This window comes from Streptomyces sp. NPDC059853, assembly GCF_042731495.1.
In the GTDB taxonomy this organism is placed as follows: domain Bacteria; phylum Actinomycetota; class Actinomycetes; order Streptomycetales; family Streptomycetaceae; genus Streptomyces.
Genome location: NZ_JBHWJL010000123.1, coordinates 1 through 14044 on the forward strand (window position 1 = coordinate 1; position 14044 = coordinate 14044).

Sequence of the window (14044 nt, forward strand, 5' to 3'; positions counted from 1 at the left end):
CGTCGAGTTCGGTGACCGACCAGCGGTGCAGGGCGGCGTAGCCGGCCGCCGGATCGTCGCCGTCGGCGGGGGCGGGCGCGCCGTACCGCTGGGCGGCGAAGGCGTGGAAGCGGGTGATGCGGGCCCCGGCGACGCGGCCGGGTTCCGGCCGCCACAGGGGCTCGGGGGTGGCGGGGTGCGTCCTGGTGGTCACTGCGGCTCCCTGCGGGGGTGGTTGGGGTGGGGTGGGCGTGTCGATGTCAGCGGATCGGTGGTGTCCCCCGCCACCACCATCCGGTGTGATGAACGCCACAAACTCCCGTCCGAGTCCTGTTCAGCGCTGCGATTAACCGCGCTGACCGGCGGGAAGTGCTTGCTGTGGCCCAGGCCACCGCGCCGTCCGAGGGGGATGCCATGCGCTCCGTACCGACCACACCCGCCACCGACCAGCGTTTCGACGACGATCCCGATCACCGGGACGAACCCGATCCATCGGAACCCGCCCGGGCGTCCGGCACCGACGCCGAGGAGCCGGCCGACCTGTGGACGGTCCGGGTCTCCTGCCCGGACTGCGCGCAGCCGGTCGCGCTGGCCGAACGGGCCGGGGCCCTGCCCGAGCACGCCTGGTGCCCGAACCCCTGGCAGCCGTTCGGCACGACCGTGTGCGCCGGGTCCGGCCGCGCGGTGGCCGGTGACGGCGCCGTGGTGTTCCTGCCGGTGGAGCCGCGGGCGGGCCGGCCGGAGCCGGCCGTCCTGCCGGAGAACCTGGACTGGCGCCTCCAGCCGTTCTCGCACGCGACACCGGCCGCCGCCCGGCCCGCCCCGGTGGCCGGGCTGAGCCGGGCGGCCTGAGCCGCTAACCGCGGCCGTCCCCGCGGTTTCCGCCGCCGGTGAGCCGGCTGGCGATGACAGCACGCTGGATCTGATTGGTGCCTTCCACGATCTGGAGCACCTTCGCCTCGCGCAGGTGGCGTTCGGCCGGGAAATCGGCCGTGTAGCCGTACCCGCCCATCAACTGGACGGCGTCGGTGGCCACCCGCATCGCGGTGTCCGAGCAGAACAGCTTGGCCATCGCCGCCTGCCGGCCGAACGGCTCACCGGCATCCCGCAGCCGCGCGGCGGCCAGGTACAGCGCCCGGCCCGCCTCGATCTGGGTGGCCATGTCGGCGAGCATGAACCGCAGCCCCTGGAAGTCGGCGACCGGCCTGCCGAACTGCCGGCGCTCCAGCGTGAACCCCAGCGCCGTGGTGAACGCCGCCTGCGCCACCCCGACGGCACAGGCGGCGATGCCCAGCCGGCCCGAGTCGAGCGCGGCCAGCGCCAGCGTGAGCCCGGCACCCACGTCCGCGAGCCGCCGGGCGTCCGGCACCCGGACCCCGTCGAAGTGCAGCTGCGCGGTGGGCGAACCGTTCATGCCCATCTTCCGCTCCGGAGCGGCGGCGGTGAGCCCCGGCGCGTCCCCGGGCACTAGGAACGCCGTGATACCGCCGGGCCCGTCCTCCCCGGTGCGGGCCATCACGGTGTAGAAGTCCGCGATGCCGCCGTGGGTGATCCACGCCTTGGTGCCGGTCAGTATCCAGTCGTCGCCGTCGCGCACCGCGCGGGTGCGCAGCCCGGCCGCGTCGGAGCCGGCGTTCGGCTCCGACAGCGCGTACGCCCCCAGCAGCCCCTCCCCCAGCATCGCCGGCAGCCACTCGGCCCGCTGCTCCTTGGTGCCGAAGCCGGCCAGCCCGTGGCAGGCCAGGGTGTGCACGCTCACCCCGAGCCCCACCGTCAGCCGGGCGGCGGCCAGTTCCTCCAGCACCTGGAGGTACACCTCGTACGGCTGCTCCCCGCCCCCGTACTCCTCCGGGTAGGGCAGGCCCAGGATCCCGGTGCGCGACAGTGCGCGGAACAGCTCGCGGGGGAAGACCCCGGCCGCCTCCTCCGCGTCCGCGGCGGGCAGGATCTCCCGCTGGATCAGCTCCCGGACCAGATCGAGCAGTTCGCGGGCTTCCGGGGTGGGCAGGACACGCCGTACCGGCTGGAGACCCTCGGCGGAGATCGTCACGCGCTTTCCTCCCTGTGGCGGGCTCCGGGCAGCACGCGACGCGGTTGCGGCGGCGCTGCCTCGGAGTCGTCGTCGCCGGCCGCGGTGATCACCGGGCCCGGCGGTTGGGAGTATGCCCGAAACCCGTTCGCGCGTCACCGGTCCTGGCTGCCAGCCTGGCCCCGTGTCCGATCATGAGGAAGAACCGCTGACGGGCGGCAATGTGAGCGCGGGCGTGGTGCGGGTGGGCGACACCGTACGGCGCCCGGCCGGATTCTGGACGCCCGCGGTGCACGCGCTGCTCGACCATCTGCACGGCGCCGGCTTCACCGCCGCCCCGCGCCCGCTCGGCCTGGACGAGCGGGGCCGGGAAGTGCTGAGCCTCGCGCCCGGCGAGCCGGTGTGGCCCCACCGCTTCGCGCTCCTCGACCCGCCCGGCCGGCTCGCCCGGATCGGCCGGCTGATCCGCGCCTTCCACGACGCGGTGGCCGGCTTCGTCCCGCCGCCCGGCGCCCGCTGGAACGCCCTGATCCCCGACCCCGGCCACGAGATCATCGCCCACCACGACCTGGCCCCGTGGAACCTGATCGCCGAGGACGGCCCGGCCGGCCGCTGGACGGTCATCGACTGGGACAACGCGGCACCCGGCAGCCGGCTGTGGGACCTGGCCTACGCCGCGCACGGCTTCCTGCCGCTGTCCGCCCACCCGCACTGGCGGCGCACCGACCCGCACGCCGCGGCCCGGCTGCGGACCCTCGTGGACGCCTACGGCCTCGACGAGGACGGCCGCCGCGCCCTCGTTCCGCTGCTGGCGCGGCGAAGCCGCGCCATGCACACCTTCCTGCGGGAGCGGCACGCGGCCGGCGAGCAGCCCTGGGCCACCCTGTGGAACGAGGGCCACGGCGCGAGCTGGCACGCCGACGCCGCGTACACCGAGGAACGCGAGGAGCTGTGGCGCGCCGCGCTGCTGGCCGGCTGACCGCACCGGCCGGCCGCGCCGCTCAGCGCACGCCGACGGCCGCGAGGGCGGCGCGCTGGGCGGCCGTCACCCGGGCCGGGAAGAACAGATAGGCCACCCCGCCGCTGCCGCCGCGCACCACGCCGCCCGCGTCGTACCGCTTGGTCCGCAGCCAGATGTTCTCGAACTGCCGCCGGGGGTAGACCCGCCGCACCGCCGCGTTGCTCGGGCTGGCCGGGTCGTTGGCGATCACGTCCCCGTCGGCGGTGAAGCCGATCACCGTCATCAGATGGCCGGAGGTGCCGTAGCCGGAGCCGTCCAGTTCCGCCTCGTAGAAGGACTGCGAGGTGATCAGCGGGATCCCGGCCGCGATCAGGGTCTCGGCGTCCGCCAGGGAGGCGATCCGGGTGACCACGCCCTGCATGTCCGGGTAGGAGGCGGCGTAGGCGGTGTTGAACGGCCAGTTGCCGCAGCCGCCGTACGCGTAGTCGTAGGTGAACCGGGCGGCGTGGCACACCTGCGGGTCGTCGTACGCCGGATCGACCCACGCCAGGTCCCCGCTGCCGGGGCCCCGGCCCCAGTATTCGAGGATCATGGTGGAGGAGGTGGGGCTGCACCAGGCCTCGCCGCCGCCGTTGTACTCGGGGTAGCGGCCGAGGTGGATGTTCTGCGAGCGCCGGGGCACCGGGAGTTCGACGCCGGACGCGGGGCCCGGCGCGCTGGCCGGCACCTCGAACCGGTCGGGCACGTCGGAGACCATCGTGCCCACCCGCCACACCACCGGGGTCACGGTCGCACCGGGGCGGCGGTGCAGCGTCAGCCGGAGCCGGTAGCCGGTGATGCGCTGCGGCCCGGCCGGGTCGTCGATCGCCACCGTGTCGGTCCACACGCTGGAGACGCCGTCGCGCTGCCCGTCGAGCGAGGTGCGCAGCAGGTCCCCGTCGCCGGAGGCCCACACCCCGAGGGTGTACCAGGGGCTGAGGGTGCCGTCCGTGTAGGTGGCGCGCGCCTCGATCCGGACGAAGGTGCCCGCCGGGGTGTGCGCGTTCCACGAGGCGATCAGTTCGGTGCCCGGCAGGCCGGTCCGGTGTTCGGGCGAGAGCCACACGGCGTGCTCCCAGGCCGAGGTGGTGCCGGTGTGCGGGTCGGTGTAGTCGATGGTGCCCTGCGAGCGCCGCAGCAGTATCCCGGAGCGGTCGCCGGAGACCAGCGCGGTGCCCCGGGCGGTGCCCGCGCGCCAGTCGGCCGCCGAGGTCCAGGCGTGGTACTCGACGGTCCCGGCGGTGGTCCCGGCGGCGCGGCGGCCTCCCGGTACGGCGGCGGCCGGGCTCCCGGTGGCCGCCGCGGCGACGGCGGCGAGCGCGGCGGCGGTCAGCACGGTGCGGCGTGGCGTCGGTGTCACGGTGGGGCCTCCCGGTGGGGGTCGCAGGATGCGGCCTCCCACTATCGCGGCTGGGCGGGCTGACGGCCAGTAACCCCGGGGCGACCGTGCGCAGTAATATTGGTGTCCACCACTGGCACTACGCTGGCCGGGTGCCCGCTCCGCCCCTCCCCTCCCGGCCGCGCCCCGCCGAACTCGCCGCCCGGCTGCGCGCCCTGCCGCCCTCCCTCGGCCCGGTGCGGCTGATCGGCATCGACGGGCACGCCGGCTCCGGCAAGTCGACGCTGGCGGCCCGGCTGGCCGCCGCGCTGGACGGCGCCCCGGTGATCCATCTGGACGATCTCGCCAGCCACGACGCGCTCTTCGGCTGGATGCCCCGGCTGACCGCGCAGATCCTCGATCCGCTGGGCCGGGGCGCCGCGGCGCACTACGAGGTGTACGACTGGGAGCGCCGCGCCTACACCCGTACCGCCTCCGTCCCGCCGGCCCCGGTGGTGCTGCTGGAGGGGGTGGGGGCCGGGCGGCGGGCGCTGCGCGGCCGTCTCGCCCATCTCATCTGGCTGGACGTCCCCCGGGAGCGGGCCTGGGCGGCCGGGCGGCGCCGGGACGGGCCCGCGCAGGCCGCCTTCTGGCGCGGCTGGGAGGCCGCCGAACGCCGCCACTTCGACGATGATCCCTCCCGACCCGCGGCGGATATCCTGATGGCACCGAGGTGCGACAGCTGAGCGGTATCCGCGCATGGGGGTCGTCATGATGTCTGGCACGCAAGGCGTTCACGGGCCGCACACCGGGGCCGACCTGGCGTGGCTGCGCGGCGTCGACGCCTACGCCGCGGCGGCCTATCCGGAGGCCGAGGAGGAGTTCCGCGCCGCCGTGCGGGAGGACCCGGGGATGGCGGACGCCTGGCTGGGGTTGCACGCGCTGCGCACCGATGTGGCCCCGGCGCTGCTCCAGATGTACCGGCACCGCGCCCGGTTCGGGGAGCAGCGGGCCCGGCACGGGCGGCCGCTCAGTTCCTGGTACTGGCTGGGCTGGTGGGTGCAGCCGGTGCTGGAGACCGACCGCGATCTGCTGCTGGCGCACGCCTCGCAGCTGCTGGACAGCCACCGGCTGCCCGATCTGGACCGGGCGCTGGCCCAGTGCCCGTCGCCGGACACCGACCCCTCGGCGCGGTTCCTGCACGCGTGCCGCTGCTACCTCACCCGCGACTGGGAGGGCCTGTTCCGGCTCACCTCGACACTGCTGAACGATCCGCAACTGGGCGTGGAGGCGGGGCTGTTCGCCGGGATGGCGCGGGTGCGGCTGGAGATGTACGACCAGGCGGAGCCGCTGCTGGCGACGGCGCTGATGCGCTGCCGCAGCGAGCAGCCGCAGCGCAAGGAGCTGCGGTACTGGCTGGCCCGGGCGCGGGAGGGCAGTGGGCGCAGCGCGGCGGCGATCCCGCTGTACCGGGCGGTGCACCAGGTGGACGCGGAGTTCATGGACACCGCGGAGCGGCTGACCGCGCTGGCCGTGGAGGACGGCGACACCGCCCAGCTGGTGCTGGCCCCGCACGGCACCGCCGCCGCGCCGCCGCCGCTGCCGCTGCCCGGTCCGGCGGGCGAGGAGCGGCTGTCGGCGGCGCCGGGCGAGGGGCGGGCGGCGGGGGCGGCGGGCCGCCCGGGGACGGCGGGCGGGCACGGTCCGCGTCCGGCCGGCGGGCCGGCGCTGCCGCAGGCGCCCGACCCGGCGCTGCTGGCGCAGACGCTGGCCGAGCTGGACCGGATGGTCGGGCTCGAACCGGTCAAGGAGCAGGTCCGGGCGATGTCCGCGCAGTTGCGGATGGCGCGGCTGCGTTCGGGGCAGGGGCTGCCGGTGCAGCCGCCGAAGCGGCACTTCGTGTTCTCCGGGCCCTCGGGCACCGGCAAGACGACGGTGGCCCGCATCCTGGGCCGGGTGTTCCACGCGCTGGGGCTGCTGAGCCACGACCGGCTGGTGGAGGCGCAGCGGGCCGATCTGGTGGGCGAGTTCCTCGGGCAGACGGCGGTGAAGGCGAACCGGCTGATCGATTCGGCGCTGGGCGGGGTGCTGTTCATCGACGAGGCGTACTCGCTGGTGCACTCCGGCTACAGCAAGGGCGACGCGTACGGGGACGAGGCGCTCCAGGTGCTGCTGAAGCGGGCGGAGGACAGCCGGGAGCATCTGGTGGTGATCCTGGCCGGCTATCCGCAGGGCATGGACCGGCTGCTGAGCGCCAACCCGGGTCTGGGGTCCCGGTTCTCGGCCCGGGTGGAGTTCCCCAGCTACCGGCCGGTGGAGCTGACGGCCATCGGGGAGCTGCTGGCGGCCGATCACGGGGATGTGTGGGATCCGGAGGCGCTGGAGGAGCTGCGCAGCATCAGCACGCACGTGGTGGCGGAGGGCTGGATCGACGAGCTGGGCAACGGCCGGTTCGTGCGCACGCTGTACGAGACGAGCTGTGCGTTCCGGGACATCCGGCTCTCGGAGTCGGCCGCCGATCCGGGGCGGCAGGATCTGTCGACGCTGCGGCTGCCGGATCTGATGCAGGCCTACGGGGAGGTGCTGGCGTCCAGCGGGCGGGGCCGCCCGGAGAAGGGCAGGCGCCCGCCGCTGTCGTGAGCCGCCGTGCGCGCCGGGTCAGTCGCCGGACGCGCCGGTGCGGGTGCCGTGCGCCTCGACGAGGGCGCGCAGTGCCCTGGCGTCGGCCAGGGCCCGTTCCCGGGCGAGGCCGGGCTGGATGCCCATGGCGGCGAGCGTGGTGCCGTCGGCGAGGTCGAGGGTGACCCACGGGTCCCCGGGGCGCAGGCTCACCCGTATGATCTCGGCCCACGCGAGCCGCCGCTTGGTGGTGAGGTTGACGACGGTCACCCCGTCGGCGTCGGCGAGCACCTTGGGGCGGCAGAGCACGGCGAGCACGCCCCAGGCGGCGAGGCCGGTGCCGGCCACGGTGAAGCGGTCGCCCAGGCCCCAGGTGCTGGCGCTCACCGGCACGATGACGGCGATGACCAGGAGCACGGCGAGGACGACGGCGCCGGTGACCATGAGGATGACCCGGGTGAGCACCGGGCGGAACACCACCGGCAGTCCGGGCGGCGCGGCCGGGGCGGGGGCCTGGGCCCGGGGCTGGGGGGCGGGCGGGTCGCCGGTCGCCTTCACGTGGTCCTCGTTCTCGTCCGTGCCGGTCATGGGGGCGCTCACAGCCGGGCGGCGTGGATGCCGGTGGTGAGGATGGCGCGGGCGCCCATGTCGTACAGGTCGTCCATCACCCGCTGCGCGTCCCGGACCGGGACCATGGAGCGGACCGCGACCCAGCCCTGGTCGTGCAGCGGGGAGACGGTCGGGGATTCGAGGCCCGGGGTGAGGGCGACGGCCTTCTCGACCAGTTCGGCGCGGATGTCGTAGTCCATCATCACGTACCGGCGGGCGACCAGGACGCCCTGGAGGCGGCGCAGGAACTGCTCGACCTTGGGCTCGGCGCGGTCGTCGCCGCGCCGCCGGATGACCACGGCCTCCGATTCCAGGATGGGGGCGCTGATGATCTCCAGGCCCGCCTGGCGCAGGGTGGTGCCGGTCTCCACCACATCCGCGATGACCTCCGCGACGCCCAGGCTGATGGCGGTCTCCACCGCGCCGTCGAGGCGGACCACCGACGCCTTCACGCCGTTCTCGGCGAGGTGGGCGCGGACCACACCGGGGAAGGAGGTGGCGATCGACAGGCCGTCGAACTGGCTGACGTCGGTGACGGTGCCGGGGCGGGTGGCGTAGCGCAGCGTGGAGCCGGCGAAGCCCAGCTGCTTGATCTCCTCGGCCTCGGCGCCGGAGTCCAGCAGCAGGTCCCGGCCGGTGATGCCGATGTCGAGCTTGCCGGAGCCGACGTACACGGCGATGTCGCGGGGGCGCAGGAAGAAGAACTCGACCTCGTTGTCGGCGTCGATCAGGACGAGTTCGCGGCGGTCCTTGCGCTGCCGGTAGCCGGCCTCATGGAGCATCGCCGACGCAGGCTCGGACAGGGAACCCTTGTTGGGGACGGCGATGCGCAGCATGGGGCGTGATTCCTTCGGGAGAGTGCGGGGTCGGGGACGGACGGGGTGCGGGCGGGGTACGCCTCACAGATGAGCGTATACATCGTCCAGGGAGATGCCCCGGGCGACCATCATCACCTGGAGGTGGTACAGCAGCTGGGAGATCTCCTCGGCGGTCCGCTCGGTGCCTTCGTGCTCGGCGGCCATCCACACCTCGGCGGCTTCCTCGACAACCTTCTTGCCGATGGAGTGCACGCCCGAGGCGACCAGCTCGGCGGTGCGCGAGGTGGCGGGGTCGCCGTGGGCGGCCTTGTGCTGGAGTTCCGTGAAGAGCTGCTCAAATGTCTTGTTGGCCATGGTGACCCTCAGCCTACGGCGTGCGCCGGGCCGGTCACCGCGCGGGTGCGGTGAGCGAGCGCAGGGCGGCGGCGGTCGCTGCGGCGGCGGTCACGGCCTCGTGTCCCTTGTCCTCGGTGGAGCCGGGCAGCCCGGCCCGGTCCAGGGCCTGCTGTTCGGTGTCGCAGGTCAGGACGCCGAAGCCGACGGGGACCCCGGTGTCCACGCTGACCTGGGTGAGGCCGGCGGTGACGCCCTGGCACACGTAGTCGAAGTGCGGGGTGCCGCCGCGGATGACGACACCGAGGGCGACGACGGCGTCGTAGCCCTGACCGGCCAGGGCGCGGGCGGCGACCGGCAGTTCGAAGCTGCCGGGGACGCGCAGCACGGTGGAGTCGGCGACGCCCAGCTCCTTCAGGGCGCGCCGGGCTCCGTCGAGGAGGCCGTCCATCACGGTGTGGTGCCACTGGGCGGCGACGACGGCGATCCGCAGGTCGCCGCCGTGGGCCACGGTCACCTCGGGGGCGCCGGTTCCGCTCATGTCGTGGTCCTGCCTTTCGGGGAGGGGAGGGTGGGGAGGGGGGTCACTGTCCCGCGCAGGCGGACAGTTCGGCGCCGTCCAGCCAGGGCAGGTCGTGGCCCATGCGGTCGCGTTTGGTGCGCAGGTAGCGCAGGTTGTGCCGGCCGGCCGGGGCGGGCATCGGCTCGCGTCCGGTGACGGTCAGCCCGTGCGCGGTCAGGGCGGCGGTCTTGGCGGGGTTGTTGGTGAGCAGCCGCACCGAGCGCACGCCGAGGTCGGCGAGGATGCGGGCGCCGGCGCCGTAGTCGCGGGCGTCGGCGGGCAGGCCGAGTTCGAGGTTGGCGTCGAGGGTGTCCCGGCCGCGTTCCTGGAGTTCGTAGGCGCGCAGTTTGGACACCAGTCCGATGCCCCGGCCCTCGTGGCCGCGCAGGTACAGCACGATCCCGCGTCCCTCGGCCCGGACGCGTTCCAGGGAGGCGGCCAGCTGCGGGCCGCAGTCGCACCGCTGGGAGCCGAAGATGTCGCCGGTCAGGCACTCGGAGTGCAGCCGCACCAGGACGTCCTCGCCGTCGCCGATGTCGCCGGTGACCAGGGCGAGATGCTCGGTGCCGTCGGGTGCGGAGCGGTAGCCGTGCGCCTGGAACTCGCCGTGGGCGGTGGGCAGGGTGGTGACGGCCTCGCGGCGTACGGCGGGCGCGTCCTCGGGTGCGGCGGGGCCCGCCGCGGCGGCGCGGTGGGCGATCAGGTCCTCGATGGAGATGATGGCGAGGCCGTGTTTGCGGGCGAAGGGTACGAGTTCGGGCAGCCGCAGCATGGCGCCGTCCTCGCCGGCGATTTCCACGATGACGGCGGCCGGGCGCAGTCCGGCGAGCCGGGCGAGGTCCACGCCGGCCTCGGTGTGGCCCGGGCGGGCCAGCACGCCGCCGGGGCGGGCGCGCAGCGGGAAGACGTGGCCGGGGCGGACGAAGTCGTCCGCGGTCGCGGCCGGGTCGGCGAGGCGCGCGATGGTGGTGGCGCGGTCGGCGGCGGAGATGCCGGTGGTGACGCCGTGGGCGGGTCCGGCGTCGACGGTGACGGTGAAGGCGGTGGCCATCGGCTCGGTGTTCTCGGTGACCATCTGGGGCAGCCGCAGCCGGTCGAGATCGGGACCCTCAAGGGGTACGCAGATCAGTCCGCGGCACTCGCTCATCATGAACGCCACGATCTCGGGGGTGATCTTCTCGGCGGCCAGGACGAGGTCGCCCTCGTTCTCCCGGCCGGGGTTGTCGACGACGATCACGGGGCGGCCGAGCGCGATGTCGGCGACGGCCCGCTCCACCGGGTCGAGAGCGAGGTCCGGGTCCGGGCCCGCGGGGGCGCTGGTCATGCGGCTGCTCCTTCCAGGACGGGGCGTGCGGCGGGGGCGCTGGAGCGGCGCCACCAGTCCCGCAGCCCCCACAGGACGAGGACGAGGTAGAAGACGTAGACGAGTCCGGAGAAGGCCAGTCCGCTGCTGAAGGCCAGCGGGACGCCCACCACGTCCACCAGCAGCCAGGCGAACCAGAACTCCACCAGGCCGCGGGCCTGGGCGACCATGGCCACCAGGGTGCCGACGAAGATGTAGGCGTCGGGCCACGGGTTCCACGACAGGGAGGGAACGGCGGTGAACAGCCAGCCCACGGCGAGGGTGCCGGCCACCGCGCCCGCCGCCAGGGCGAGGCGTTCGCGGGGGGTGGCGAACCGCACGGCGATCTGGCCGTCGGCGGCCTCCTGCCGGCCGGCCCGCCACTGCCGCCAGCCCCACAGGGCGACGACGATCACCAGCAGTTGCTTGCCGACGCCGCCGCCGAGGTGGGCGGAGGCGTAGGCCGCGATGAGGACGAGGCCGGACAGCAGCTGGGCGGGCCAGGTCCACACCGAGCGGCGCCAGCCGAGCGCGAGGGCGGCCAGGCCGATGAGGTTGCCGGTCATGTCCGACCAGATGACGTCCTGCCCGAAGGCGCGGAACGCGACCTCGTGGAGCGGGTCGAAGAGGCTCATCGGGCCGCTCCGTCCACGGCCGCGCCGCCGGTCGCGCCGCCCACGCGGACCATCCGCTCGACGTACTTGGCGATCACGTCGACCTCCAGGTTGACCGGGTCACCGGGCTGCTTGATGCCGAGGGTGGTGAGGGCCAGGGTGGTGGGGATGAGGGAGACGGTGAACCGGTCCTCGCCCGCTTCGACGACGGTCAGGCTCACGCCGTCCACCGTGATGGAGCCCTTGTCGACGACGTAGCGGGCCAGACCGGCCGGGAGCGAGACGGTGACCAGTTCCCAGTGCTCGGCGGGTTCGCGGGCCAGGAGGGTGCCGGTGCCGTCCACGTGGCCCTGGACGAGGTGGCCGCCGAGCCGGCCGCCGAGGGCGAGCGGGCGCTCCAGGTTGACCCGGGAGCCGGTGGTGAGCGCGCCGAGGGAGGAGCGCCGCAGGGTCTCGGCCATCACGTCGGCGGTGAAGGCGCCGTCCTCGGTCCCGGTGACGGTGAGGCAGACCCCGTTGACGGCGATGGAGTCGCCGAGGGCGGCGCCCTCGCTGACCAGCGGGCCGCGCAGCCGCAGCCGGGCCGAGTCGCCGAGGGTCTCGACGGCGGTGACCTCACCCAGTTCTTCGACGATTCCGGTGAACACTCAGGACTCCTTGACGGCGGTGGCGGGTGCGGGGACCGGGACGGCGGTGATCCGCAGATCGGGTCCGATCCGGTCGGCGGCGGTGATCCGCAGGCGCAACGCCTGCGCGATGGTGGTGATTCCGGCGTCGCCGAGGGCGGCGGGCCCGGCGCCGAGGAGGGCGGGGGCGAGGTAGCCGGTGACGCGGTCGAGGGCTCCGGCGGCGGCGAAGGCCCCGGCGAGGGTGGGGCCGCCCTCCAGCAGGACGGAGCGGATCTCCCGCGCGTGCAGGGCGGCGAGCAGGGCGGGTACGTCGAGGCCGCGCCCGTCGGCGGCGCGCGGCAGCCGCAGGGTGCGCGCGGCGCCCGCCGGGGTGGCGGGGCGGTCCTCGGCGACGGCGACGAGGGTGGGCGCGGTGTCGTCCAGGACGCGGGCGCCGGGGGTGACGGCGGTGCCCTCGGTGTCGAGGACGACCCGCAGCGGCTGCCGGGCGCCGGGGATGCCGCGGACGGCGAGGTGCGGGTCGTCGGCGCGCGCGGTGCCGGAGCCGACGAGGACGGCGTCCGTCCCGGCGCGCAGCCGGTGGACGTCGGCGCGGGCCTCGGCGGAGGTGATCCAGCGGCTGCTGCCGTCGGCGGCGGCGATCCGGCCGTCCAGGGTCGCGGCGTACTTCCAGTGCACGTGGGGGCGGCCGAGCCGGACGGAGGTGAGCCAGGCGATGTTGCCGTCGGCGGCCTCCTCGGCGTACGGGCCGGGTTCGGCGGTGATCCCGGCGGCGCGCAGGGTGGCGGCGCCCCCGCGCGCGGCGGGGTCGGGGTCGGGGACGGCGTAGCGGACGCGGCGGATTCCGGCGGCGATGAGGGCCTGGGCGCAGGGGCCGGTGCGGCCGGTGTGGTTGCACGGTTCGAGGGTGACGACGGCGGTGCCGCCGCGGGCGCGTTCGCCCGCCCGGGTGAGGGCGTGGATCTCGGCGTGCGGTCCGCCGGCCCGCTGGTGCCAGCCTTCGCCCACGCGGTGTCCCGCGGCGTCCAGGATGACGCAGCCGACGACCGGGTTGGGGCTGGTGCGGCCCAGGCCCCGGGCGGCGAGCGCGATGGCGTGACGCATCGCCGCGGCTTCGGCCTCGGGCGCTTCGGGTGGGGCGGCCACCGGGTCCTCCTGCCTTTTCTGGCACGGACTCCGGGGCATCACGGGACGAACGGAATCAGGGGTGGCCCGGGACGCGGGGGTGACCCGTGTACGGGGACGGCCCGCGGCCGGACATGCCGGTCCTGCTCCGTCGCGCACTGCCTCCCATCCGGACTTTAACCGTCGGTCCAGGAATTCCACCTGGTCAACCGGCCGCTGGTGGGCGGACGGGTCGCGGACTGTAACCGCCGGCTCGGAGTTTCACCGACCCCGGAGTGCGCTTGTGTCGTGTTGTACGGCTACCAGTCTGCCACGCCGGCCCGCGCCGCATGCGCCCGTGTGGGGCGCCTCACAGCGCGGGCCGGGGGCCGGTCGGTCAGCCGAAGGCGCGGACCGCCTGGTAGTAGGTCCAGGCGAGGCCGTCGCAGGAGGTCTTGGTGGCGCCGGTGTAGCGGGTGCAGACCCGCTTCAGGTCCTCGTGGAAGGCGTTGTCGAGCCGGGCCTTGTTGGCGGCGAAGGTGCCCTGGGCCTTGTAGTTGCGGTAACCGAAGTCATGACGCGCACATGACATCTCAAAGGGGAAGCCGAACGGGTTGTCGGGCGACCAGGAGCAGTAGTCGGTGGACCAGTCGAAGCCGTACGCGGCCCAGCCGGCCTGGTTGTTGCGCGCCGACAGCCAGGAGTTGTAGCTGGAGGCGCTGGTCTGGGTCCAGCTGGAGAGCACCTGGGGCTTGTCGGCGGGTGCGGCGGAGGCCGGAGCGGCCGAGACCGCCACGGCGCCGAGGGCGAGGGCGAGGGCGGTGAAGCCGGTGGCAAGGCGTTGACGCAGGCGCATGGCGCGTCCTCCGGAGTTCGGCGGCCCGGATCGCGGGCCGGTGGGGGGGTCCGGAGTGAGAACCTACGGAGCGGCTGACGGAAGCTCAACACCTTGTTGAAGCACATCAGTTGAAAAGCACGGCAACTTCCTGTTACCGCCGGTGTCCGGAAGCTGCCGCTGGAGGGCGGGCGGGACGGGAGCCGCCGCCCGGGGCGGATGTGACGGCGGCCCGGACCACACGGGGTGGTCC

16 protein-coding genes and 1 riboswitch are annotated in these 14044 nt (G+C 74.7%); of the genes, 4 read left to right on the forward strand and 12 right to left on the reverse strand.

Annotated elements, in window-relative coordinates; all coding sequences use genetic code 11:
• The coding region (locus tag ACFV5N_RS15225) for a hypothetical protein (RefSeq protein ID WP_385599109.1) at positions 1 to 193 on the reverse strand (193 nt) is incomplete at its 3' end.
• Positions 194 to 393: 200 nt separating this feature from the next.
• Between ACFV5N_RS15225 and ACFV5N_RS15230 the strand changes: the two genes are divergently transcribed.
• Positions 394 to 831: a hypothetical protein gene (locus ACFV5N_RS15230; protein WP_385599112.1), complete on the forward strand. Its 438-nt coding sequence runs from the start codon at positions 394 to 396 to the stop codon at positions 829 to 831.
• A gap of 4 nt (positions 832 to 835) precedes the next feature.
• Here the strand turns inward: ACFV5N_RS15230 and ACFV5N_RS15235 are convergent, their stop codons facing one another.
• Positions 836 to 2023, reverse strand: coding sequence for an acyl-CoA dehydrogenase family protein (locus tag ACFV5N_RS15235; protein ID WP_385599143.1), 1188 nt, complete (start codon positions 2021 to 2023; stop codon positions 836 to 838).
• A 169-nt stretch (positions 2024 to 2192) separates the two neighbouring features.
• Here ACFV5N_RS15235 and ACFV5N_RS15240 point away from each other — a divergent pair, with 169 nt between their 5' ends.
• Positions 2193 to 2987 carry a phosphotransferase gene (locus tag ACFV5N_RS15240; RefSeq protein WP_385599114.1) on the forward strand — a complete coding sequence of 265 codons (795 nt, stop codon included), beginning with the start codon at positions 2193 to 2195 and terminating at the stop codon, positions 2985 to 2987.
• A gap of 22 nt (positions 2988 to 3009) precedes the next feature.
• On the opposite strand, the gene ACFV5N_RS15245 is transcribed toward ACFV5N_RS15240, so the two are convergent.
• A complete protein-coding gene (locus ACFV5N_RS15245) occupies positions 3010 to 4368 on the reverse strand; it encodes a peptidase C39 family protein (RefSeq protein ID WP_385599116.1) in 1359 nt (452 codons plus the stop codon).
• A 131-nt stretch (positions 4369 to 4499) separates the two neighbouring features.
• On the opposite strand from ACFV5N_RS15245, the gene ACFV5N_RS15250 reads away from it, so the two are divergent.
• Together ACFV5N_RS15250 and ACFV5N_RS15255 are read left to right on the forward strand one after the other, a co-directional pair.
• Positions 4500 to 5072 carry a uridine kinase gene (locus ACFV5N_RS15250; protein WP_385599119.1) on the forward strand — a complete coding sequence of 191 codons (573 nt, stop codon included), beginning with the start codon at positions 4500 to 4502 and terminating at the stop codon, positions 5070 to 5072.
• 13 nt (positions 5073 to 5085) lie between these two features.
• Entirely contained in the window at positions 5086 to 6966 is a 1881-nt protein-coding gene (locus ACFV5N_RS15255) for an AAA family ATPase (protein ID WP_385599121.1), read from the forward strand.
• Between the two features lie 18 nt (positions 6967 to 6984).
• On the opposite strand, the gene ACFV5N_RS15260 is transcribed toward ACFV5N_RS15255, so the two are convergent.
• From ACFV5N_RS15260 to ACFV5N_RS15300, 9 genes are all read right to left on the reverse strand, one after another.
• On the reverse strand, positions 6985 to 7533 hold the full coding sequence (locus ACFV5N_RS15260) for a PH domain-containing protein (protein ID WP_385599124.1): 549 nt from the start codon (positions 7531 to 7533) through the stop codon (positions 6985 to 6987).
• Between the two features lie 8 nt (positions 7534 to 7541).
• Positions 7542 to 8390 carry an ATP phosphoribosyltransferase gene (hisG, locus tag ACFV5N_RS15265; protein ID WP_385599127.1) on the reverse strand — a complete coding sequence of 283 codons (849 nt, stop codon included), beginning with the start codon at positions 8388 to 8390 and terminating at the stop codon, positions 7542 to 7544.
• 63 nt (positions 8391 to 8453) lie between these two features.
• Positions 8454 to 8726 carry a phosphoribosyl-ATP diphosphatase gene (locus tag ACFV5N_RS15270; protein ID WP_019434723.1) on the reverse strand — a complete coding sequence of 91 codons (273 nt, stop codon included), beginning with the start codon at positions 8724 to 8726 and terminating at the stop codon, positions 8454 to 8456.
• Positions 8727 to 8760: 34 nt separating this feature from the next.
• Positions 8761 to 9246: a 6,7-dimethyl-8-ribityllumazine synthase gene (ribH, locus tag ACFV5N_RS15275; protein ID WP_385599131.1), complete on the reverse strand. Its 486-nt coding sequence runs from the start codon at positions 9244 to 9246 to the stop codon at positions 8761 to 8763.
• 43 nt (positions 9247 to 9289) lie between these two features.
• Entirely contained in the window at positions 9290 to 10591 is a 1302-nt protein-coding gene (locus ACFV5N_RS15280; protein WP_385599134.1) for a bifunctional 3,4-dihydroxy-2-butanone-4-phosphate synthase/GTP cyclohydrolase II, read from the reverse strand.
• A complete protein-coding gene (locus tag ACFV5N_RS15285; RefSeq protein WP_385599137.1) occupies positions 10588 to 11244 on the reverse strand; it encodes a nicotinamide riboside transporter PnuC in 657 nt (218 codons plus the stop codon). The genes ACFV5N_RS15280 and ACFV5N_RS15285 overlap by 4 nt, the downstream gene beginning before the upstream one ends.
• Entirely contained in the window at positions 11241 to 11870 is a 630-nt protein-coding gene (locus ACFV5N_RS15290) for a riboflavin synthase (protein ID WP_385599140.1), read from the reverse strand. The genes ACFV5N_RS15285 and ACFV5N_RS15290 overlap by 4 nt, the downstream gene beginning before the upstream one ends.
• Positions 11871 to 12956: a bifunctional diaminohydroxyphosphoribosylaminopyrimidine deaminase/5-amino-6-(5-phosphoribosylamino)uracil reductase RibD gene (gene ribD, locus ACFV5N_RS15295; RefSeq protein ID WP_385599146.1), complete on the reverse strand. Its 1086-nt coding sequence runs from the start codon at positions 12954 to 12956 to the stop codon at positions 11871 to 11873.
• A gap of 172 nt (positions 12957 to 13128) precedes the next feature.
• Positions 13129 to 13260, reverse strand: a riboswitch (FMN riboswitch).
• Between the two features lie 93 nt (positions 13261 to 13353).
• Positions 13354 to 13806 carry a phospholipase gene (locus tag ACFV5N_RS15300; RefSeq protein WP_385599149.1) on the reverse strand — a complete coding sequence of 151 codons (453 nt, stop codon included), beginning with the start codon at positions 13804 to 13806 and terminating at the stop codon, positions 13354 to 13356.
• Between the last annotated feature and the right edge of the window lie 238 nt (positions 13807 to 14044).